Here is a 21057-nt window from a genome sequence, read left to right as displayed (position 1 = left end):
GGAAGAGAGAACAAAACCGATGACACAGATTATGATCGACAAACGCTTTTGCGGTCCTCCCAACTCCGGGAACGGCGGCTATGTCTGCGGCCGGCTCGCCCGCCACATTCCCGGGGCCGCGGAGGTGACGCTGCGCGCACCGCCGCCGCTGGACACGATGCTCGATGCGGTCGCGACGAACGACGGCACATGGGAGCTTCGCGACGGCAACAAGATCGTCGCGACCGGGCGAGCGGCAAGCGTCGAGCTTGCGCGCATGGAAACAGCCAGCTTCGAGGACGCCTGCGCCGCCGAGCTATTGACGCCGGTGAAGCCGCACGAGCATCCCCTGCCGACATGTTTCGTCTGCGGTCCTGCAAGGACGAAAGGCGACGGCCTGCGCATCTTTGCCGGCTCGCTCCGTGGTCACAGCGCCGTTCTCGCGGCGAGCTGGACGCCGGACAAGAATCTCGCCGCCGAGGACGGCTTGGTCGCCACCGAATTCCTCTGGTCGGCGCTCGACTGCCCCACCGGTTTTGCCTGCAATTGCGATCCGCAGAGCGGCAGCTTCGACAAGGCGCCGCTGCTGCTGGGACGGATGTCGGCGCGGATCGAAGATCGCCCGCGCCCGGGAGACCGCTGCATCATCACGGCCTGGCCAACGGGCCGCGACGGCCGCAAGCGCATGGCCGAAGCTGCAGCGCATGACGAAGCCGGGAAGTTGCTGGCGGTGGCGCGCACGACATGGATTGCGGTGGAGCGCGAGGTGCAGCTCGGGCGTCCTTCGTAGACGGACGTGGGCGGCCGGCCAGCTTTCCGCCTAACAAGGAAGCACTCCACCTGCCCACCGTGCGACGCTGCCAAGCGTCGAGAAGCATTGAACCCCTATTTGATCAAAGATACCCTTGCAGCTGTCGCCAAGCAAAAAGATCCAAAGGGGTACGCGATGGTCCGCAAGTTAAAGGCATTTGCAATCCTTGCTACGGGCATGTTCATCGCTGGCGTCGCAAATGCCGAGGCGCAGCAGCCGGAGCTTAATGCGCCTGACCTGGTCCTCGTTAACGGCAAGGTTCTGACGTTGGACGACCGATCGACCGTCACGGAGGCAGTCGCCGTCGCAGATGGAACGATCATCGCGACCGGAACCAGTGCTTCGATCAAGGCGCTTGCAGGCGCCCGGACCCGCGTGCTCGACGTGTCTGGCAAGACCGTCATCCCCGGATTGATCGATACACACGCTCACTTCAAGGCCGCTGGTCTGGGCGACTATGTCGTAATCCTGGGCCGCGCCAAGACCGTTGCGGACGCGCTCGAAGCCATCAAATCATTCGCCACGAAGAAAAAGCCGGGTGAGTGGATTGTAGGTGGCGCGTGGCATCCGCCCTCACAATTGGCCGAGAAGCGCTATCTGACGAGGCAGGAGATCGATAGCGTTGCTCCGAACAACCCGGTCTATCTTCGCACCGTCGGGCATTTCTCGATGGCGAACACCATGGCTCTACAAGTGGTCGGTGTCGACAAGACCACCGCGGATCCGAGTGGTGGAAACTTTGAACGCGACGCAGCCGGTGAATTGACCGGCGTGCTCGTGGAGACGGCGATCGATCGGGTCGAGAAGGCCGTACCACCCTGGACAGAAGACGACGAGATGCGGCAATTCACCATTGCCGAAGGTGTGCTGAACAGCTTCGGCATCACCAGTGTGATCGAAGGCGCAACAGAGCCACGCGATGTCCGCACGCTGCAGAAGCTTGTCGCAGCCGGGAAAGCCACTTTGCGCACCGGCGTGATGTTTCGACCGGAGCCCCCAGCCGATCTGACGGCATGGGAAGCGATCATGTCAGGCAATGGGGCCTCATCAGGCTTCGGTGACGATTGGCTCAAGTTCGCGGGCATCAAGATCTTTTACGACGGCGGCATGACGCTTAAGACAGCGCTCATGCGTGACGTGTATCCCGATTCGCACGACAACTATCACGGCATCACGCAGCAGACTCCCGAGCGGCTGAAGCAACTCATCTCCGTCTGCAACCGTTATGACTGGCGTGTCGGTGTCCACGTGGTGGGCGATCTGGGTATTGACCATGTGCTCGATGCCTTCGAGGCCGCGGATAAAGAAAAATCGATCCGCGACCGTCGCTTCGTCCTCATCCACGCCAGCCTGATCCGGCCAGAACAGATGGAGCGTGCGCAAAGACTGGGAGTCCGCGTCGATTTCCAGAACGTTTTCATGTGGGACAAGGGAGCGACCGTCGAACGATTTCTCGGGAAAGCGACCGCCGACCGCGCCGTGCCGACCAGGACGTTGATCGAAAAAATGGGGCTCAACAGCCTCGGCGCCGGGACGGATTTTCCGGTCAACCCGATCAACCCCTTCCTCAACATGTACATCATGGTGACCAGGAAGGACCCCAACGGAAACGTCTACGGCTCGGCAGAAGCCATTACGCGCGAGCAGGCCCTACGGCTCTACAGCAGCGCGGCTTCGCGCTACACGTTCGATGAAACGCGCAAAGGGACCATCGAACCCGGAAAGCTGGCGGACATCGTCGTGCTCTCCGCTGACTACGCGGCCGTGCCGGAGGAGCAGATCAAGGACATCAAGGTGGACCTGACCCTGGTCGGCTGCAAGGTTGTCTTTCAGCGCTGAACCTGCGCTGATCGGCCAAGGTGAGCGAGAGCGACAATTCGCTCCGCTTCCCGACGAAATCTACGCGCCCTGCGCGATCATCCCCTGCAGCCGCGCCAGCTCCGCCTCCAGATCCCGCTCCACATCCGCCGCCCGCATCTCGATTACCCGATAATCCCGCGCCTCAAGCCACGCCCGCCGGCCCGCGCGGTCGGCAGCGATGGTCTCGCCCTCGCCCGGGTTGACCAGTTCGATCGCGATCCGGTGCGGGAACGAGACGAAGTCCGGGATGTGTCGGCCGACCGGGGTCTGGCGCTTGAACCCTCCTGCGAAGCGGCGATCACGTGTGAGCGCCTGCCACAGCAGGCGCTCGGCATCGGTCGGGTTGCGGCGGAGCAGACGCGCAAGGCCGCGCACGGTGGAGCCGCTGTCGGGCACCCCGCCGCCCTGCCCGTGCTCGGCCAGCAGCGCGCGCAGACGCGTGGCCTGCTCGCCGTCGAGCACGCCGCCTTTGGCCGGGCCCTTGCGCCCTTCCGCGATCGCCATCACCACCCCATGCAGGGTGTGCATATCCTGCTTGGTCGGCTCCATGCGGGTGAAGATGTTGCGCAGGTTCACCAGCATGGTGTCGCGCTTCTCGGCTGGGCGCAGAAATTCGACCCGGTCGAGTTCGCGGATGAGATTGTCGAAGAAGGCCTGCATCTGGTGCTGCGAGGCGCGCTCGGAGCGCTCCGGCATGCTGTGCGGCAGCTCGCCGGAGGTCGCGCGCTTGAACCATTCGTAGCCGACCAGGAGCACGGCCTGGGCGAGGTTGAGCGAGGCGAAGCCCGGATTGACCGGGAAGGTAATGATGCGGTTGGCGAGCCCGACCTCCTCGTTGGTGAGGCCCCAGCGCTCCCGGCCGAACAGGATACCGGCCTTGCCGCCCGCCGCAACGTGCCCTGAAATCTCGCTGGCTGCGGCTTCCGGCCCCACCACCGGCTTGGCCTGGTCGTGGGGACGCGCGGTGGTGGCGAACAGCAGGTCGAGGTCTGCGACGGCCTCACCGACCGTGTCGAACAATTCGACCTTATCCAGAATATAGTCGGCCCCGGCCGCGGCGCGCTGGGCTGCGATATTCGGCCAGCCGTCGCGCGGGTTGACGATGCGCAATCGGCTCAGCGCGAAGTTGCCCATGGCGCGCGCGGCCATGCCGATGTTTTCGCCAAGCTGCGGCTCGACCAGGATGACGATGGGACCGTCGAGGGAAAGGCCCGCTTTGCTCTTGTCAGTCCCCGACATCTCGCTTCGCTTTCACACTGGTTCTCAAGGCCTTGGACAGGCGCTCTTGATGAATTGATTCAAGGCCGGTCCTGACCCGGTATCGACCCGTCTTGACCTGCTCTCGGGCCGGCTGCCCGAGCGCCTGTCGTTTGCCTGTCCTGAGGAAATTCTCAAGGGAAATAACGGGTTGGATTCGACTTTTGAATCTCGTCTGAAACTTCACCCCGGCCCCCGCGGCGGGGCTGCTCCCGCCCCCCATCTGCGGAGGCTGGATGAGCTAAAAGTGCATAATCCCTTGGCTTTCGCCGGCCGCGTCCCGGTGCTAAGAGGCGGCGGATATTCCCGTGGCGCGCCAAAGCGCCGTTCCCAAGAGGCTTCCCCGATCATGGCAAAAATCAAGGTGTCCAACCCCGTCGTCGAACTCGATGGCGACGAGATGACCCGGATCATCTGGCAGTACATCAAGGACAAGCTGATCAACCCGTTCCTGGATGTCGAGCTGCTCTATTTCGACCTGGGCATGGAATACCGTGACGAGACCAACGATCAGGTCACCATCGACGCCGCCGAGGCCATCAAGAAGGTTGGCGTCGGCGTCAAGTGCGCCACCATCACTCCGGACGAGGCCCGGGTGAAGGAATTCAATCTCAAGCAGATGTGGAAGTCGCCGAACGGCACCATCCGCAACATCCTCGGCGGCGTGATCTTCCGCGAACCGATCATCTGCAAGAACGTGCCGCGCCTGGTTCCCGGCTGGACCAAGCCGATCATCATCGGCCGCCACGCCTATGGCGACCAGTATCGCGCCACCGACATCAAGTTCCCGGGCAAGGGTACGCTGACGATGAAGTTCGTCGGCGAGGATGGCACCGTCATCGAGAAGGAAGTGTTCAAGACCCCGGGCGCCGGCGTCGCGATGCAGATGTACAATCTCGACGATTCCATCATCGACTTCGCCCGCGCTTCGTTGAACTACGGCCTGCTGCGCAACTACCCGGTCTATCTCTCGACCAAGAACACGATCATGAAGGTCTATGACGGCCGCTTCAAAGACATCTTCCAGGACATCTACGAGCGCGAGTTCAAGAAGGAATTCGACGCCAAGGGCCTGACCTACGAGCACCGCCTGATCGACGACATGGTCGCCTCGGCGCTGAAATGGTCCGGCGGCTATGTCTGGGCCTGCAAGAACTACGATGGCGACGTGCAGTCCGACACGGTGGCGCAGGGCTACGGCTCGCTCGGCCTGATGACCTCGGTCCTCCTCACCCCCGACGGCAAGACGGTGGAAGCCGAAGCCGCCCATGGCACGGTGACCCGCCATTACCGCGAGCACCAGAAGGGCAAGGAGACCTCGACCAACTCGATCGCGTCGATCTTCGCCTGGACCCGCGGCCTGTCGCACCGCGCCAAGCTCGACAACAATGCGGAGCTCGCCAAGTTCGCGAACACCCTTGAGAAGGTCTGCGTCGATACCGTCGAGGAAGGCTACATGACCAAGGACCTCGCGCTCCTGGTCGGCGCCGACCAGCGCTGGCTCTCGACCACCGGCTTCCTCGACAAGGTCGCCGAGAACCTCGGCAAGGCGCTGGCGGCGTAAGCCGTCCGCAATTTCGCCCGACTGGGTCGGACATCATCACGGGCCGCGTCGCAAGCGCGGCCCGTTCGCTTTTTTGGACCTTTGCGCGGAGATGCGACCATGTCGATCAAGCTTGCCGTCCCCTGCCTGTTGCTGCTCGCTGGACCGGCTGTGGCCGCCGACCCACTCCCCGACGCCATCAGCGCGCCGGGCGAGAACATCGTGCTCAGCGTCCACGCCGAGGGCGCGCAGGTCTATGAATGCAAGGCTGGCACCGACGGCAAGCTCGCCTGGGCCTTCCGCGAACCGATCGCGACGCTTCTCTCCGAGGGCAAGACGATCGGCCGGCACTATGCCGGGCCGAACTGGGAGCATGCCGACGGCAGCGCCGTGGCCGCCAAGGCCGCCGGCAATGCCCCGGGTACCACCGCGGCCGACATTCCCTGGCTGAAACTGGAAGTGACCACCCACCGCGGCAGCGGTGTCCTCACGCCCGTGACCACGGTTCAGCGCATCAACACCCATGGCGGCAAGCTCGACGGCGCATGCGACAAGCCCGGCGAGTTCAGGAGCGCGCCCTATTCGGCCGATTATGTTTTCCTGAAGAAGGGCTGAGACCGTCCCGTTCGGCCGATTGGTAAACGCATCCTGTCGGCAGACCGATGCAATCGCGCCGGCCTCTTTACCGCGCTCTCACGAACCACATCTAAGAGTTGTTCCGAAGCTCAAGGAACAACTGTGACGACCAACCTCATCCTCTTCCTGATCGCGCTTGTTCTGATTCCCTACGCGATCCCTGCGTTGATGCCGACGTGGCGCTGGTGGCGGGCGTGACATGCATCTTCGGCGGGCTGTTGGCGGCGCTTTGGATGCAGCATTGGATCGTGTCGTCCCGCCTCGGCTACAATGAGGGCCCGGGCGGTGGAATCGGAGTGGCATTCTGGGCCGTCGTGACCACCGGATTCGCAACCGGCGTCCTCGTTCGTGGCTTCACCCTGCTCTTCGCAGCTTACGGACTCCGGCTGCGCTACGTACTTGCGATCGGCCTCGCCGGATTTGCGATGGTGCCCGCCATCCTGTTCATCCCGAGCTGGTGGCACGACTGGAAAATGCGCCCCGCCCCGGAGGCTTGCCGGAACACGACGTTTCGCGTGACGATCGCCGATGCCGCCTTCTCCTTTCCAGCCAAAACTTTCCTGAACATCTATCTCGACAGGAGTTCGAGCGCGCGCGCCTACTATCTCGAGCACAGCGCCAGCCTACGGGAGTTTTGCGCTCTGAATGATGATGGCGCACGCCCGGTCAAAGCCAAACGGATATGGCTCCAGTTGCGCAACTTTGGCCTGGTGCCCCCTCCGCTTTGCACCGGCCCGGTCCCGGACTGGGCCGAGAGCTATTGCGCCGCTCACGCCGCGGCCAAGCACGGCGGAGACGACAAGCTCGATTTCCCTCTTGATATCTACCTATTTGCGCCGGACGAAGTGATCTTGGGTGAATTCGGAGGGACACGCTCGACCTACCAGGACTCCCTCAAGGCTACGCCGCAGTCAGGCGACGTCTACATCACGTCGGACGCGGTCTCCCGAACGGAGCCTCTTACGTTTCGATGCCGCTCAATCACTACGGGCTATTGGTGCAGCACCTTCTATCCGTGGCACGACGGCGCCCATCTCGGCTACACATTCCAGTCGGCCCGCGAGGAGATTGCCTCCCGCGGCAGCCGGATTGACACCGAGACACGCAAATTCCTTGTGGGCTTGGAAGCGCATTGATTTGATGTGACGGAGTGCTCAGGGCGCCCCATCTTTCTCGCCTTGCGCCAGCTCTGCCGCGGCGAGATCGCCGCTGCCCTCCAGCCTCGCCTTCGCCGTCTTGTGAACATGCGCGGCGAGCGTCGGCATGCGTTCGATCAGGGCGTGAAAATCCTGGGCGTCGAGCACCAGCAGCCGGGTCTTGCGTGTCGCCGTCACCGTGCCGCTGCGTTTGGTCTTGTGCAGCAGCGCGATCTCGCCGAAGAAGGTGCCATCCGCGAGCCGCACCTGCTGGTTCGGCAGCGTGATCTCGACCTCGCCGGCGGTGATGAAATACATCGACGAAGCCGCATCGCCCCGCCGCACCAGGATCTCGCTCTGCTCGATCGTGCGCGCCCGAAGCAGCCGCATGATGTCGGCGATCTCGGATGCACTGAGGTGTGAGAACAGCGGCACCCGCGCCAGCATGCCCCAGGTGACCACGAAGTCCCGCCGCTTCACCTCTTCCGCAAAGGCCGTCGAGATGATCGCGACCGGCAGCGCGATCATGGCAAAGCCGCTGATGATGGTGAAAACGGAGATGAACTTGCCGAGCGCCGTCACCGGCACGACGTCGCCGTAGCCGACGGTGCCGAGCGTCACGATCGCCCACCACATCGCTTGCGGAATGGTGCCGAGCTTGTCCGGCTGCACGTCGCGCTCGATGGCGTAGAGCAGCGAGGCAAACGTCAGCACCGCGCCGATCAGGATGACGATGCAGCCGATCAGCGCCCGCCGCTCGGCATGCACGGCCGCGAGCAGCGAACGCATCGCCGGCGAATAGCGCACCAGCTTGAAGAACGGCAGCACGCCCAGCGCTGCCAGCGTTGCATGCCGGCCCGTGGCGAGCACAATCGCAGCCGGCAGGAACGCGAGGAGATCGACGATGCCGAGTGCGGAGAAGACGTAGCTGAGCCGGTCCGACAGCGCAGACGCCGTACGCTGGGTGTGACCCGCCACCGTCCACAGGCGCGCGGCATATTCCAGCGCGAACACGATCACGGCGAGGATGGAGATGCCTGCGAACAGCGCACCGAATTGCGCGTCCAGCTCCGGCACCGAGGCAAGGATCATCGCGGCGACGTCGAGCACGATGACGGCAATGATCAGCTGGATGAAGCGCGACCCGACCGAGTAGGCCAGCGGATCGTGCTCCAGCAATTCGTAGAGGCGATCCCTCAGATTGGGATCGGTTGAGCCACGCCCTCGCGGAACGGGGCGCACCTGCTTACGCGCCGGTCGATTTTTGTTCAGTCATGGCTTTTTCGATCGCCGTGAGTGCTGCGGCCGCATTCGCTCCATCGGGGCCGCCGGCCTGGGCCATGTCGGGCCGCCCGCCGCCACCCTTGCCGCCGAGCGCTTCGGAGGCGATCTTCACCAGATTGACCGCATTGAAGCGCGAGGTGAGGTCAGCGGTGACGCCGACCACCACGCCAGCCTTGCCGTCCTCGGTGACGCCGACGATGGCGACGACGCCGGAGCCGATCTGCTTCTTGCCGTCGTCGGCAAGGCTCTTGAGATCCTTCATCTCGATGCCCTCGACCGCGCGCGCCATCAGCTTGACGTCGCCGACCTCGCGCACGCCGGAGGCCGCGCCGTTGCTCGAAGCTGCACCGCCGCCCATCGCCAGCTTCTTGCGGGCGTCGGAGAGTTCGCGCTCGAGCTTCTTGCGCTCTTCCATCAGCGCGGCAATGCGCGCCGGAACGTCGTCGATCGACGTGCGCAGCTCGTGCGCGGCGGTCTTCGCCAGCGCCATGGTGTCGTTGGCGTGTTTTCGCGCGTAGTTGCCGGTCAGCGCTTCGATGCGGCGCACGCCGGAGGCGACCGCGCTCTCGCCCGTCAGCGTGATCAGCCCGATGTCGCCGGTGCGCCTGACATGGGTGCCTCCGCACAGTTCGACCGACCAGCCGAGTGCGTTGGCGCCGCGCTCGCGCGCGGTGCGGCCCATCGAGACGACGCGAACCTCATCGCCATATTTCTCGCCGAACAGCGCGCGTGCGCCGGCCTCACGGGCCTCGTCCACGCCCATGACGCGGGTCGAGACTTCGTCATTCTCCAGCACCACGTTGTTGGCGATGTCCTCGACGCGCGCGAGCTCTTCCGCCGTGATCGGCTTCGGATGCACGAAGTCGAAACGTAAACGATCCGGCGCGACCATCGAGCCGCGCTGGGCGATGTGGTCGCCGAGCACCTGGCGCAGCGCCTCGTGGATGAGATGCGTGGCCGAGTGATGCGCGCGGATCGAAAAGCGCCTGCCGTGATCCACTTCGAGCTGCAGCGCGGTGCCGAGCTTCAGCTCGCCGCTCTCGACCGTGCCGATGTGAACGAAGAAATCGCCGAGCTTTTTCTGCGTGTCGGTGACGCGGAACTTGATGCCGCCCTCGCCGGTCAATACGCCGGTGTCGCCGACCTGGCCGCCGGACTCCGCGTAGAACGGCGTCTGGTTCAGCACGATCGCCCCTAGCTCGCCGGCCTTGAGGCTGGTGGCTTCCTTGCCGTCCTTGACCAGCGCGGTCACCACGCCTTCGGCGCTCTCGGTCTCGTAACCCAGGAATTCGGTTGCGCCCAGCTTCTCACGCAGCGGGAACCAGATCGCCTCGGAAGCAGCTTCGCCAGACCCCTTCCAGGACTCGCGTGCCTTGGCCTTCTGACGCTCCATCGCGTCGGTGAACGAGGCCTGATCGACGCTGATGCCGCGCGACTTCAGCGCGTCCTGCGTCAGGTCGAGCGGGAAGCCATAGGTGTCGTACAGCGTAAAGGCGACGTCGCCGTCGAACATGTCGCCCTTCTTTAAGGACGCGCTCTTCTCGTCGAGAATGGCGAGGCCGCGCGTCAGCGTCTTGCGGAAGCGGGTCTCTTCCAGCCGCAGCGTTTCCTCGATCAGATTTTCCGCGCGCATCAAATCGGGATAGGCTTGGCCCATCTCGCGCACCAGCGCCCAGACCAGCCGATGCATCAGCGGCTCTTGCGCACCGAGCAGCTGCGCATGGCGCATCGCGCGGCGCATGATCCGGCGCAGCACATAGCCGCGGCCCTCATTCGAGGGCAGCACGCCGTCGGCGACCAGGAAGGCCGACGAACGCAGATGGTCGGCGATGACGCGGAACGAGGCCACGGTCTTCTCGTCCGGTCCGCTTCCGAGGGCCGACGCGGTCGCGTCGATCAAATGACGAAACAGATCGGTCTCGAACACGCTGTCGACGCCCTGCATGATGCAGGCCATGCGCTCCAGCCCCATGCCGGTGTCGATCGAGGGACGCGGCAGCGCCACGCGCTCCTCCTTCGTCACCTGCTCGTACTGCATGAACACCAGGTTCCAGAATTCGAGGAAGCGATCGCCGTCCTCCTCCGGGGAGCCCGGAGGCCCGCCCCAGATGTGCTCGCCGCGATCGATGAAGATCTCCGAGCACGGGCCGCACGGGCCGGTGTCGCCCATCGCCCAGAAATTGTCCGAGGTCGGGATGCGGATGATGCGATCATCCGAGAATCCCGCGATCTTCTTCCACAGCGCGGCCGCCTCGTCGTCGGTGTGGTAGACCGTGACGAGCAGCTTGTCTTTCTTGAGCCCGAACTCCTTCGTGATGAGCGTCCAGGCCAGCTCGATCGCGCGCTCCTTGAAATAGTCGCCGAAGGAGAAGTTGCCGAGCATCTCGAAGAAAGTGAGATGGCGCGCGGTGTAGCCGACATTGTCGAGGTCGTTGTGCTTGCCGCCGGCGCGCACGCATTTCTGCGAGGTGGTGGCGCGCTGATAGGGCCGCTTCTCGACGCCGGTGAAGACGTTCTTGAACTGCACCATGCCGGCATTGGTGAACATCAACGTCGGATCGTTGCGCGGCACCAATGGCGAGGACGACACGATCTCGTGGCCGTTCTCGGCAAAGAAGTTCAGAAAGGTCGACCTGATCTCGTTGACGCCGCTCATGTTCATCCAATCGGGTGTGCTTGCACCCGCCTTCCAGCCATCCAAACCGCAAGTTTGGGCTGATATCTGCGGGTCAAAGCGCTTTTAGACAAGGCCCGCTTCGCTGTCCAGAAACTGTGCAGACAGATCAAGGCGTTGCCGCAGTCGCGTAATCCGTTGGAAAGCCGCCTATGCCGCGTTGACAGGCTTGGCCGGCCTGTGGTCTTTACCCATCTGTATCGTACGGCCACGTCGGGAGAGACCGGCACTGGTGCCGGCGCCGAAGGAGCAACCGCCCCGGAAACTCTCAGGCAAAAGGACCGCGTGGCTTTGACAGCATCTGGAAAGAGGCGCCGACGGGCTTAGACCTTTTAGAAGGGTTGGTCCGGACAGCGTCCGCCGACGGGATAATACTCTCAGGCACAGCGACAGATGGGGCTTCGACTGGTGTCCACGGGAAATCGTTCCCGGGGAACCGCCGAGGGCCCCCCGATGCTTGCGCGTGACGACAAAGACTCCCTGAAACGCACCCCCCTTTACGACCTGCATGTCTCGCTCGGCGGCAAGATGGTGCCGTTCGCCGGCTATGACATGCCGGTGCAATATCCGGCCGGAGTCCTGAAGGAGCACCTTCATACCCGCAACGCAGCCGGCCTGTTCGACGTCTCCCACATGGGCCAGATCGCGCTCCGGCCGAAATCCGGCAAGGTCGAGGACGCCGCCCGCGCGCTGGAACGGCTGGTGCCGCAGGATATCTTGGCGATTGCGCCGGGCCGGCAGCGCTACGCCCAGTTCACCAATGCCGAGGGCGGGATTCTGGACGATCTGATGGTCGCCAATTTCGGCGATCACCTCTTCCTGGTCGTCAATGCCGCCTGCAAGGCCGAGGACGAGGCGCATCTGCGCGCGAATCTCTCGGACGACTGCATGATCGATACGCTGGCCGACCGCGCGCTGATCGCGCTGCAGGGCCCGAAGGCGGAATCGGCGCTGGCGAAATTATGTGCAGAGGCGCCCGCCATGAAGTTCATGGATTCCGGCCCGCACAAGGTCGCCGGCCTCGACTGCTTCGTCTCGCGCTCAGGCTATACCGGCGAGGACGGCTTCGAGATTTCGGCTCCTGCCGGCGATGCCGAACGGCTCGCCAAGGCGCTGCTGGACAATCCGGACGTCATGCCGATCGGGCTCGGCGCCCGCGACAGCCTGCGGCTCGAAGCCGGGCTTTGTCTTTACGGCCACGACATCGATACCGCGATCACGCCGGTCGAGGCCGCACTGGAATGGTCAGTGCAGAAGAGCCGCCGCACCGGCGGCGCGCGTGCCGGGGGCTTCCCCGGCGCGGCAAAGATTCTCGCCCATTTCGACCACGGCGCATCCCGCCGCCGCGTCGGCCTGCGCACCGAGGGCCGCGCGCCGGTGCGCGAAGGCGCGCTGCTGTTTGCGGATGCGACCTCCGCCGAGCCGATCGGAAAGGTCACCTCGGGCGGTTTCGGCCCGAGCCTGAATGCGCCGGTCGCGATGGGCTATGTGCCCACCGCATCGAGCGCGCTCGACACAAAACTCTTCGCCGAAGTGCGCGGCCAACGCCTGGCCGTGCAAATCGCCGCCATGCCCTTCGTGAAAAACACCTACAAACGCTGAGGACTGAGAAAATGACCACGACGCTCTACACCTCCGACCACGAATGGCTCGCGATCGACGGCGACGTCGCCACCGTCGGGATCACCGACTACGCGCAATCGCAGCTCGGCGATGTCGTATTCGTCGAATTGCCCAAGCTCGGCCGCACGCTGAAGAAGACCGAAGCCGCCGCCGTCGTGGAATCGGTGAAGGCCGCATCGGACGTCTACGCGCCCGTGACGGGCGAAGTGCTCGAGACCAACGCTGCGCTCGCCGCCGAGCCGGCGCTGGTGAACTCGGATGCGCAAGGCGCGGCCTGGTTCTTCAAGATCAAGATGGCCGACAAGAGCGAGCTCGGCGGCCTCATGGATGAGGCGGCGTACAAGGCCCACACGGCGTGAGATGAGAACAACTCGAACCACACTCTCGGTGTCATCGTCCGCGAAGGCGGACGATCCAGTACGCCGCGGCCCATCGGCCCTTGCCGAAGCGGCTGCGTTTACTGGATGCCCCGCCCCCGTGCGCAAGTGCGCACTAGGCGGGGCATGACGGCGACAGCGAACTCTGAAGCGAGGACCCATGATGACCGCGCACCGCAAATCCAACGGCGACACCACCAGCTTCGTTCGCCGCCACATCGGCCCCTCGGCGCGCGACGTCACCGCGATGCTTGAGGCCGTCGGCGCGAACAGCGTCGACGCGCTGATGGCGCAGACGCTGCCGGCCTCGATCCGGCAGGCCGCCCCGCTCGATCTCGGCAAGCCGCTCAGCGAAACCGAGGCGATCGCGCATATGGCCGAGCTCGCCGCCCAGAACCAGGTCTTCACCTCGCTGATCGGCCAGGGCTATTCCGGCACGATCTTGCCTGCGGTGATCCAGCGCAACATTTTGGAGAACCCGGCCTGGTACACGGCGTACACGCCCTACCAGCCCGAGATCAGCCAGGGCCGGCTCGAGGCGCTGCTCAACTTCCAGACCATGATCTGCAATCTCACCGGGCTCGACGTCGCCAACGCCTCGCTGCTCGACGAGGCCACCGCGGCGGCGGAAGCGATGGCGCTCGCGGAGCGGCACTCGAAAGTTGAAGCAAAAGCCTTCTTCGTCGACAAGGACGTGCATCCGCAGACGCTCGCCGTGATGCGCACCCGCGCGGAGCCCCTGGGCTGGACCCTGGTCGTCGGCGATCCCCTCACCGATCTCGACAAGACGGACGTGCTTGGCGCGCTGCTGCAATATCCGGGCAGTTCAGGCGCTGTGCGCGACCTCAGGCCTACGATCGCCAGCCTGAAGGCCAAGGGCGCGCTCGCGATCATCGCTGCCGATCTCCTCGCCCTGACACTGCTCGCCTCGCCCGGCGAGCTCGGCGCCGACATCGCGATCGGCTCTGCCCAGCGCTTCGGCGTGCCGATGGGCTATGGCGGGCCGCACGCGGCCTACATGGCGGTGCGCGATGCGCTGAAGCGTTCGCTGCCCGGCCGCATCGTCGGCCTCTCCGTGGATTCGCGCGGGATGCCTGCCTATCGCCTCGCGCTGCAGACCCGCGAGCAGCACATCCGTCGCGAGAAGGCGACCTCCAACATCTGCACCGCGCAGGTGCTGCTCGCGGTGATCGCCTCGATGTATGCGGTCTATCACGGCCCCGAAGGCCTTTCGCAGATCGCACGCAATGTGCATCGCCGCACGGCCGTGCTGGCTGCCGGCCTGCGCAAGCTCGGCTTTGCGCTGCAGTCCGACAGCTTCTTCGACACACTGAGCGTGGACGCCGGCGCGAAGCGTGCCGAGATCGTCGCGCGCGCCGCCGCCGAGAAGATCAATCTCGGTATTGGTGAGAGCGCTCTGCGCATCGCGCTCGACGAGACCACGACGCCCGCGACGGTGGAAGCGGTTTGGCGCGCCTTCGGCGGCGAGCTCGCCTATGCCGAGATCGACGCCACCACACGCGAGGCGCTGCCGGACGCGCTCAAGCGCGCGACCTCCTTCCTCACCCATCCCGTCTTCCATGCGCATCGCTCGGAAACCGAGATGCTGCGCTACATGCGCAAGCTCAGCGATCGCGACCTCGCGCTCGACCGCGCGATGATCCCGCTCGGCTCGTGCACCATGAAGCTGAACGCGACCACCGAGATGATGCCGCTGACCTGGCCCGAGTTCGGCTCGTTGCATCCGTTCGCCCCGCGCGAGCAGGCCCGCGGCTATCACGCGCTGTTCGCGCGGCTGGAAAAATGGCTGTGCGACATCACCGGCTATGACGCGATCTCGCTGCAGCCGAATTCGGGCGCGCAAGGCGAATATGCCGGGCTGCTCGCGATCCGCGGCTATCACGCGGCGCGTGGCGAGACGCATCGCAAGATCTGCCTGATCCCCTCCTCCGCCCACGGCACCAATCCGGCCTCGGCCGCGATGGTCGGCATGGACGTGGTGGTGGTCGCCTGCGAGAAGAACGGCGACGTCGACGTCAACGATCTCCGCGCCAAGGCCGAGAAGCATTCGAACGACCTCGCCGCTGTCATGATCACCTATCCCTCGACCCATGGCGTGTTCGAGGAGCATATCCGCGAGATCTGCGACATCGTGCATGGCCATGGCGGCCAGGTCTATCTCGACGGCGCCAACCTCAACGCGCAGGTCGGCCTTAGCAGGCCCGGCGATTACGGCGCCGACGTCAGCCATCTCAACCTGCACAAGACCTTCTGCATCCCGCATGGCGGCGGCGGCCCGGGCATGGGACCGATCGGCGTCAAGGCGCACCTCGCCGCGTTCCTGCCGGGGCATCCAGCGGCGAACGGGGATGCGCCGGTCGGCGCAGTCTCGGCAGCGCCGTTCGGCTCAGCCTCGATCCTGACCATCTCCTACATCTACATCCTGATGATGGGCGGCGAAGGCCTCAAGCGCGCCACCGAGATCGCGATCCTCAACGCCAACTACGTCGCGGCACGGCTCGATGCGCACTTCCCGGTTCTCTACAAGAACGAGAAAGGCCGCGTCGCGCATGAGTGCATCGTCGATCCCCGCGCGCTGAAGACGACCTCAGGCGTCACCGTCGACGACATCGCCAAGCGCCTGATCGACTACGGCTTCCACGCGCCGACCATGAGCTTCCCGGTGCCGGGCACGCTGATGATCGAGCCGACCGAATCGGAATCCAAGGCGGAGCTCGATCGCTTCTGCGATGCCATGATTGCGATCAGGAGGGAAATCGCCGAGGTCGAAGCCGGCCGCTTCAAGATCGAGGCGTCGCCCTTGCGCCACGCCCCGCACACCGTGCACGACATCGCGGATGACGATTGGAAGCGTGCCTACACCCGCGCCGAGGGTTGCTTCCCCGCGGGCACCTCGCGCACCGACAAATACTGGAGCCCGGTCGGGCGTGTCGACAACGTGTATGGTGACCGCAATCTGGTGTGCTCGTGTCCGCCGGTGAGCGATTACGCGGAAGCGGCGGAGTAGGAATAGGGCGCGACCAATGAGCGGCTCTCGCGATCCCATCGCCACAGCCGCTCGTTTGTCAGTTCAGCTTCTTAGGATGGGTAAAGCGAAGTGAAACCCATCACCCCACGCAAAACGAAACAGGCGCCGAAGACGTCGGCAACTCAACGTCCTCAGCGCCCGCTCCTCGCGAAAAACTTTACCGTTGAAGCTTACTCGTCTCCCGGCTCCTCGCCGTCGGCGTCACGCTCAGGGCTGCCGGCGAGAATCTGCTCGGCGATCAGGCCGGAGTTCTGGCGGATCGAGGTCTCGATCTTGGCGGTGATGTCGGGGTTGGCCTTCAGGAACGCCTTCGAATTCTCGCGGCCCTGACCGAGGCGCTGGCTGTCATAGGAGAACCATGCGCCGGATTTCTCGACGATGCCGGCCTTGACGCCGAGATCGAGAATCTCGCCCATCTTGGAGACGCCCTCGCCGTACATGATGTCGAACTCGACCTGCTTGAAGGGCGGTGCCAGCTTGTTCTTGACGACCTTGACGCGCGTGGTGTTGCCGACCACTTCGTCGCGCTCCTTGATCGCGCCGATGCGGCGGATGTCGAGGCGGACCGAGGCATAGAATTTCAGCGCGTTGCCGCCGGTGGTGGTTTCCGGCGAGCCGTACATCACACCGATCTTCATGCGGATCTGGTTGATGAAGATCACCATGGTATTGGACTTGTTGATGGAGGCCGTCAGCTTGCGCAGCGCCTGGCTCATCAGCCGAGCCTGCAGACCCGGCAGCGCATCGCCCATCTCGCCCTCGAGCTCGGCCTTCGGCACCAGCGCCGCAACCGAATCGATCACCAGCACGTCGACCGCGCCGGAGCGCACCAGCGTGTCGCAGATTTCCAGAGCCTGCTCGCCGGTGTCCGGCTGCGAGATCAGGAGCTCGTCGATGTTGACGCCCAGCTTGCGCGCATAGACCGGGTCGAGCGCGTGCTCGGCGTCGATGAAGGCGCAGATGCCGCCCTTCTTCTGCCCTTCCGCCACCGTGTGCAGCGCCAGCGTGGTCTTGCCCGAGGATTCCGGCCCGTAGATCTCCACGACGCGCCCCTTCGGCAGGCCGCCGATCCCGAGCGCGATATCGAGCCCGAGCGACCCCGAGGACACCGCCTCGACATCCATCGAGCGGTCGTTCTTGCCGAGCTTCATCACCGAGCCCTTGCCGAACTGCCGCTCGATCTGGGAGAGCGCGGCGGCCAGAGCTTTACTCTTGTCCATGGAAGATCCTTCGACGATACGCAGGGCAGTGGTGGACATTGGGTCGTGCTCCTTATGGCGAGGATTCGCTAGAGGGACAAACGGCTGGCGAGGCGGCGCGGCGATAAAATCAATGTACCCTATTTGTTCTATGTTCGCAATATGTTCTTTTGCGGATTTTGGTGCTGTCTGACGCGCATCAAAGACGGATGATCCGCGCGCCGTCAGAATTCCGTAATCCTGCGGCACCGAACCTTTCGCGGCCTGCGGTCTTTTCTTGGATGGGACCGCAACTCTGGGGACCTCAGTCATGACGAACAACACGCATCACGATACGAACCGGCGCAATCCGCTGCTGGAGGCGGCGCGGGAAGAGATGATCAAGTTCGAGCGCAAGGAAAACGAGTTCCGCAAGAAAGATCGCCAAGAGCGTGACGCCGAGCTCCATTTGCCGCTGGACGCGATCAAGGTTCATTAGGCAACCACGACGAGGCTTTAGGGGCTGACCGAGGCCGCCTGCCGGTTCGGGCAGGTGGTGGCGTGGTGGCGGGTTCGCCAGCGGCAACGCGCCGGCGACGATGCCGGAGCGGCCGCCCGCTGATCTCAAGGAATCGGTACGGGAATCGGGATTCGCATGGCCTGTGGAGGCGGGTCCGAGCTGGTATGGTATCTCAATACTACCAGTAAACCATTGATTGGACGATGGAATTTGTAGGCGGGCTACTGTGCATGGGGTTGTTTTCGCGTTTTTGAAAGGCGCGCATGGGCCTTTTGACCCCCGCGCCGTGTCCCGGCACCCCACACCACCTACAGCAAAACCAGCAACCCGATGCCGATCACCAGCACTACGAAGCCAGCCGCCGTCGCGGCGGCGAATGACCGCTCTACGTTGTCCATGATGCCACCCCGTTGCCGGCGCGCCACGTTTCCCCCATGGCAGCACCGTCGCTGCGGAATCTCGCCTGCGGTTGTGTCCTGAGTTGTGCGAACGGATGTCGAAATTGGGACCGGTGCAGGGCCAGTGTGCGGCCCCGAGCTCTGGTTTTCCCTGCCCACCGTCAGGCCTTGTCAGGCTGTCGTAAGCTGAGCCGGCTAGGGTCGTCCGGCTATGGTGTTGCAGCCCAGCACCTCAGCCTCCAATAACCTTTTCCCCGCTTGGCTCTCCAAGCGGGGTTTTTTCATGCCGGCCGGCCGGTTTGCGAACCGCCCTCCTCCTGCGTCAGCCGCAGCGAGAAGGCGCGGATCGCCGGCGCTGCGAGCAGCACGATCGGCAGCATCGCCGCCCATGCGATCAGCCACGACACCAGCCAGTGCGCGAGGAACTCCAGCGCGTTCCCTGCGGGAAGGCTGGCGATGCCCGCGGCGACCAGCGAGGTCAGTCCGGACTGGATGATTCCGAACACGAAATGAGAATAGCGGCGGGGAATGCCCAGCATGATGCGCCCATGTTCCTTAGCCTCATCGGGCCAAGCAAGGCACATGCCGCCGCGCGCCGGACGACGCCGCTGCCCGATCCAGGAACTCTGTTCATGGCCGGAGAACCACGGGAGAGGCCTCGCGCCGCCGCCGGGCGGCCGGCGCATCGATCGGGAGCTGAAGGCGATCGGGCGCGAAACCGCCTGAACGGCCGGACCGAGATCGTCGGCGGGATGGCGCCCCTGCGCGCTGCTGCCGCCATGACAGCAGGGCGCGCGGCGTCCATGGGGGCTATTCCGTAGCCGCCCGGAATTGATCTGCCGATGGTTTGGGATTGGACTGCCGCGATTATGGCCGTGGGGACTGAGCCATCAGGCGCGATCGGTGCGAACCATGCCGCTCTACTTTTTTCGAATCCGGAACGGCAGCTATTCCGGCTGTGCCGACCAGGCGTCGGAATTTGCAAATCGCGATTTGGCCTGGAAGGAGATGACCAGCGTCTGCGCCGACATGGCCGCCGGCATCGCCCGCAAGCTCCAGGAAAATTCCGAATGGCACATGGAGCTGCTGGACGAGGCCAAGGAGCCTGTGTTCCGGATCCGCATCACATCCGAAACCTTCGAATAGGGGCCGTCCCTAATCCGCGCTGGGCAGCCGCCGCATCGTGAATTCGATGTCGCCGCCGGGCAGCTCGCGCCAAGTCTCGACCGCGCTCATATAGCCGGCCTTGGGGTAGCGGGCGAAGAAAGCCTGCGCTCTCTCCCGCGCCGCCGCGCGCGGCAGCGTGAAGGTCTCGCGCAGATAGCCGTCGCCGGCCGTCGCGCCGGGCTTGCCGCCCATCTTGCGCCGGCGCGCCATCCGCTCGGCGAGATCCCGCGGACGATCGGCCATGTTCCGCCCTCCTCGACGCAATACGCTCCCGCGCAATGTAGGAAGCAGGCCGATCAAAGAGGAGTCCCGGCCGGAGACCTCAGCGGCCTCCGATCGAGGAGAAGGTCAATTGGCAGCCGTGCCGGATTTCTTCTTCGGCGCACCGGTTGCGGCCGACGCCTTTGGCGCCGCCGGCTGTTTCGGCGGGTCGGAGCGCATGCCGCCCCAGGGATCGTTGGAGGCCTTGGAGTCCGGAATCTTCTTCAGCGTTTCCTTGTAGGCCTTCTCACGCTCCGCTTCCGCGGCCTTCTCCTCTGGAGTCTTGCTCGGACCGTCCTGCAGCAAGTTGATATTGGGCATTTGCGCATAGGCCGGTCCCGCCAGCACGGTCGGTCCGGCCAGGACAGCCAGCACCGCGGCCATACGGAAAAGCTTCATCATTGACTCCTTGGATTATCCATGGCGGCGCGGGTCGTCCGCGCCGTGTCACCCCTGTCATTACCGCAGGGGCCGCTCGACCCGCTAGAGCCGGTCCGATCTGCACGATTTCGGCGCGTGGAGCCAGTCGTCCCAGATCGGGCCGCACCTGGTGCACCCGTTCAGCAACAGGCCGAGCCCGGCCAGACAAAACACGAGGACATACCGACGCGACATCACCCACCCATACCCACTCCGTGGCATCATACCGGGCGAAGTCAGGCATTTTCAAGCCGACGGGACCCGCGGCAGACCGGGTGACTTTGCCGCGCCGGTCGGCTCGGAATGCCGAACATCCGGCAATACGGAGGGAACGACAGCAATGCCATCGCAGCCAGAAGCCGAGTTCGGCATCACGGAAGCCCGACGCATCCTCGGCGAGGTCTTTGCGCCCTGGGTCCAGGATCTCAACCTCTCGGTCGAGCGCATCGAGCACCTGCCGCTGGCCGACGTGCCGGACTGGCAGCCCGCAGCGCTCCTGCGCATGCCGTTCTCGGAACGGCTGTGCCGCAACGGCGGCGTGGTCTGCGGCCAGGCGCTGATGGCGCTCGCCGACACCGCGATGGTGATCGCGAACCTCGCCGCCAACCGCGGCTATCGTCCGATGACGACGGTCGACCAGACCACGCATTTCATGCGCACCGTCTCCTCGTCGGACGTGCTGGCCGACGCCCGCGTGGTGCGATTAGGACGCACCATGAGCTTTGGCCGCGTCACGCTGCTCTCGGCCACCGACAACAAGCCGGTGGCGATGGTGTCGAGCGCGTTCGCGATGCTGCCGGGGTGAGCATCATCCGAAAACAAAAAAGCCGCGGGAGCGCAAAGCGCACCGCGGCTCTCAATGGCGTCATGTCGAGGAAACGCGA

Annotated in this window: 18 protein-coding genes and 1 riboswitch; of the genes, 11 read left to right on the top strand and 7 right to left on the bottom strand. The window is 64.5% G+C overall.

Features of this window, described 5'->3' with window-relative positions; translation table 11 throughout:
• Positions 1–19 precede the first annotated feature (19 nt).
• Together ABIB66_RS11665 and ABIB66_RS11660 are read left to right on the top strand one after the other, a co-directional pair.
• Positions 20–769, top strand: a complete 750-nt coding sequence (locus ABIB66_RS11665; protein ID WP_354208479.1) for a hotdog fold domain-containing protein — start codon at positions 20–22, stop codon at positions 767–769.
• A gap of 156 nt (positions 770–925) precedes the next feature.
• On the top strand, positions 926–2629 hold the full coding sequence (locus tag ABIB66_RS11660) for an amidohydrolase (protein ID WP_354254871.1): 1704 nt from the start codon (positions 926–928) through the stop codon (positions 2627–2629).
• Positions 2630–2689: 60 nt separating this feature from the next.
• Here the strand turns inward: ABIB66_RS11660 and ABIB66_RS11655 are convergent, their stop codons facing one another.
• Entirely contained in the window at positions 2690–3889 is a 1200-nt protein-coding gene (locus ABIB66_RS11655) for a TrmJ/YjtD family RNA methyltransferase (RefSeq protein ID WP_354208478.1), read from the bottom strand.
• Between the two features lie 367 nt (positions 3890–4256).
• On the opposite strand from ABIB66_RS11655, the gene ABIB66_RS11650 reads away from it, so the two are divergent.
• From ABIB66_RS11650 to ABIB66_RS11640, 3 genes are all read left to right on the top strand, one after another.
• Positions 4257–5471, top strand: coding sequence for an NADP-dependent isocitrate dehydrogenase (locus ABIB66_RS11650; protein WP_275170054.1), 1215 nt, complete (start codon positions 4257–4259; stop codon positions 5469–5471).
• Positions 5472–5570: 99 nt separating this feature from the next.
• Entirely contained in the window at positions 5571–6065 is a 495-nt protein-coding gene (locus ABIB66_RS11645; RefSeq protein WP_354208477.1) for a DUF3455 domain-containing protein, read from the top strand.
• Positions 6066–6280: 215 nt separating this feature from the next.
• Complete coding sequence (locus ABIB66_RS11640; RefSeq protein WP_354254857.1) at positions 6281–7222, top strand: hypothetical protein; 942 nt, start codon at positions 6281–6283, stop codon at positions 7220–7222.
• An 18-nt stretch (positions 7223–7240) separates the two neighbouring features.
• On the opposite strand, the gene ABIB66_RS11635 is transcribed toward ABIB66_RS11640, so the two are convergent.
• Both ABIB66_RS11635 and alaS read right to left on the bottom strand, forming a co-directional pair.
• Positions 7241–8464: a cyclic nucleotide-gated ion channel gene (locus tag ABIB66_RS11635; RefSeq protein ID WP_354208475.1), complete on the bottom strand. Its 1224-nt coding sequence runs from the start codon at positions 8462–8464 to the stop codon at positions 7241–7243.
• A gap of 4 nt (positions 8465–8468) precedes the next feature.
• The gene (gene alaS / locus ABIB66_RS11630; protein WP_354208474.1) at positions 8469–11162 is read right to left on the bottom strand and encodes an alanine--tRNA ligase; all 2694 of its coding nucleotides are present in this window, start codon (positions 11160–11162) and stop codon (positions 8469–8471) included.
• Between the two features lie 222 nt (positions 11163–11384).
• A riboswitch (glycine riboswitch) is annotated at positions 11385–11473 on the top strand.
• Positions 11474–11633: 160 nt separating this feature from the next.
• On the opposite strand from alaS, the gene gcvT reads away from it, so the two are divergent.
• The 3 genes from gcvT to gcvP all read left to right on the top strand — a co-directional run bounded on the left by gcvT (position 11634) and on the right by gcvP (position 16208).
• Positions 11634–12782: a glycine cleavage system aminomethyltransferase GcvT gene (gene gcvT, locus ABIB66_RS11625; protein ID WP_354208473.1), complete on the top strand. Its 1149-nt coding sequence runs from the start codon at positions 11634–11636 to the stop codon at positions 12780–12782.
• Between the two features lie 11 nt (positions 12783–12793).
• The gene (gene gcvH / locus ABIB66_RS11620) at positions 12794–13162 is read left to right on the top strand and encodes a glycine cleavage system protein GcvH (RefSeq protein WP_354208472.1); all 369 of its coding nucleotides are present in this window, start codon (positions 12794–12796) and stop codon (positions 13160–13162) included.
• Between the two features lie 181 nt (positions 13163–13343).
• Positions 13344–16208 (top strand): aminomethyl-transferring glycine dehydrogenase, encoded by a 2865-nt coding sequence (gene gcvP / locus ABIB66_RS11615; protein ID WP_354208669.1) that lies wholly within the window; start codon positions 13344–13346, stop codon positions 16206–16208.
• A gap of 191 nt (positions 16209–16399) precedes the next feature.
• Here gcvP and recA read toward each other — a convergent pair whose 3' ends face one another.
• Entirely contained in the window at positions 16400–17488 is a 1089-nt protein-coding gene (gene recA, locus ABIB66_RS11610; RefSeq protein WP_007602214.1) for a recombinase RecA, read from the bottom strand.
• 250 nt (positions 17489–17738) lie between these two features.
• Here recA and ABIB66_RS11605 point away from each other — a divergent pair, with 250 nt between their 5' ends.
• Positions 17739–17906, top strand: a complete 168-nt coding sequence (locus tag ABIB66_RS11605; protein WP_354254856.1) for a hypothetical protein — start codon at positions 17739–17741, stop codon at positions 17904–17906.
• A gap of 700 nt (positions 17907–18606) precedes the next feature.
• On the opposite strand, the gene ABIB66_RS11600 is transcribed toward ABIB66_RS11605, so the two are convergent.
• A complete protein-coding gene (locus tag ABIB66_RS11600) occupies positions 18607–18864 on the bottom strand; it encodes a DUF2798 domain-containing protein (protein ID WP_354058206.1) in 258 nt (85 codons plus the stop codon).
• 373 nt (positions 18865–19237) lie between these two features.
• Between ABIB66_RS11600 and ABIB66_RS11595 the strand changes: the two genes are divergently transcribed.
• Positions 19238–19471, top strand: coding sequence for a DUF6894 family protein (locus ABIB66_RS11595; protein ID WP_354208470.1), 234 nt, complete (start codon positions 19238–19240; stop codon positions 19469–19471).
• Positions 19472–19480: 9 nt separating this feature from the next.
• Here ABIB66_RS11595 and ABIB66_RS11590 read toward each other — a convergent pair whose 3' ends face one another.
• Together ABIB66_RS11590 and ABIB66_RS11585 are read right to left on the bottom strand one after the other, a co-directional pair.
• Entirely contained in the window at positions 19481–19735 is a 255-nt protein-coding gene (locus ABIB66_RS11590; RefSeq protein WP_354208469.1) for a hypothetical protein, read from the bottom strand.
• Positions 19736–19840: 105 nt separating this feature from the next.
• Positions 19841–20152, bottom strand: a complete 312-nt coding sequence (locus ABIB66_RS11585) for a hypothetical protein (protein WP_275170043.1) — start codon at positions 20150–20152, stop codon at positions 19841–19843.
• A gap of 361 nt (positions 20153–20513) precedes the next feature.
• On the opposite strand from ABIB66_RS11585, the gene ABIB66_RS11580 reads away from it, so the two are divergent.
• Entirely contained in the window at positions 20514–20978 is a 465-nt protein-coding gene (locus ABIB66_RS11580) for a PaaI family thioesterase (RefSeq protein WP_354208468.1), read from the top strand.
• Positions 20979–21057: the final 79 nt, after the last annotated feature.

The sequence above is a fragment of the Bradyrhizobium sp. F1.13.3 genome, assembly GCF_040548265.1.
GTDB lineage: Bacteria > Pseudomonadota > Alphaproteobacteria > Rhizobiales > Xanthobacteraceae > Bradyrhizobium.
The sequence above is the reverse complement of the archived record's forward strand: the minus strand, read 5'-3'. Positions and strand labels throughout refer to the sequence as shown.

Bases quoted from the DNA above. Each gene is read 5' to 3' on its own strand.
- ABIB66_RS11580 (WP_354208468.1), top strand. From the start codon at position 20,514: ATGCCATCGCAGCCAGAAGCCGAGTTCGGCATCACGGAAGCCCGACGC.
- ABIB66_RS11605 (WP_354254856.1), top strand. From the start codon at position 17,739: ATGACGAACAACACGCATCACGATACGAACCGGCGCAATCCGCTGCTG.
- gcvH (WP_354208472.1), top strand. From the start codon at position 12,794: ATGACCACGACGCTCTACACCTCCGACCACGAATGGCTCGCGATCGAC.
- ABIB66_RS11585 (WP_275170043.1), bottom strand. From the start codon at position 20,152: ATGAAGCTTTTCCGTATGGCCGCGGTGCTGGCTGTCCTGGCCGGACCG.
- ABIB66_RS11660 (WP_354254871.1), top strand. From the start codon at position 926: ATGGTCCGCAAGTTAAAGGCATTTGCAATCCTTGCTACGGGCATGTTC.
- gcvP (WP_354208669.1), top strand. From the start codon at position 13,344: ATGACCGCGCACCGCAAATCCAACGGCGACACCACCAGCTTCGTTCGC.
- ABIB66_RS11665 (WP_354208479.1), top strand. From the start codon at position 20: ATGACACAGATTATGATCGACAAACGCTTTTGCGGTCCTCCCAACTCC.
- ABIB66_RS11645 (WP_354208477.1), top strand. From the start codon at position 5,571: ATGTCGATCAAGCTTGCCGTCCCCTGCCTGTTGCTGCTCGCTGGACCG.
- ABIB66_RS11655 (WP_354208478.1), bottom strand. From the start codon at position 3,889: ATGTCGGGGACTGACAAGAGCAAAGCGGGCCTTTCCCTCGACGGTCCC.
- gcvT (WP_354208473.1), top strand. From the start codon at position 11,634: ATGCTTGCGCGTGACGACAAAGACTCCCTGAAACGCACCCCCCTTTAC.
- recA (WP_007602214.1), bottom strand. From the start codon at position 17,488: ATGTCCACCACTGCCCTGCGTATCGTCGAAGGATCTTCCATGGACAAG.
- ABIB66_RS11595 (WP_354208470.1), top strand. From the start codon at position 19,238: ATGCCGCTCTACTTTTTTCGAATCCGGAACGGCAGCTATTCCGGCTGT.
- ABIB66_RS11590 (WP_354208469.1), bottom strand. From the start codon at position 19,735: ATGGCCGATCGTCCGCGGGATCTCGCCGAGCGGATGGCGCGCCGGCGC.
- alaS (WP_354208474.1), bottom strand. From the start codon at position 11,162: ATGAGCGGCGTCAACGAGATCAGGTCGACCTTTCTGAACTTCTTTGCC.
- ABIB66_RS11650 (WP_275170054.1), top strand. From the start codon at position 4,257: ATGGCAAAAATCAAGGTGTCCAACCCCGTCGTCGAACTCGATGGCGAC.
- ABIB66_RS11600 (WP_354058206.1), bottom strand. From the start codon at position 18,864: ATGCTGGGCATTCCCCGCCGCTATTCTCATTTCGTGTTCGGAATCATC.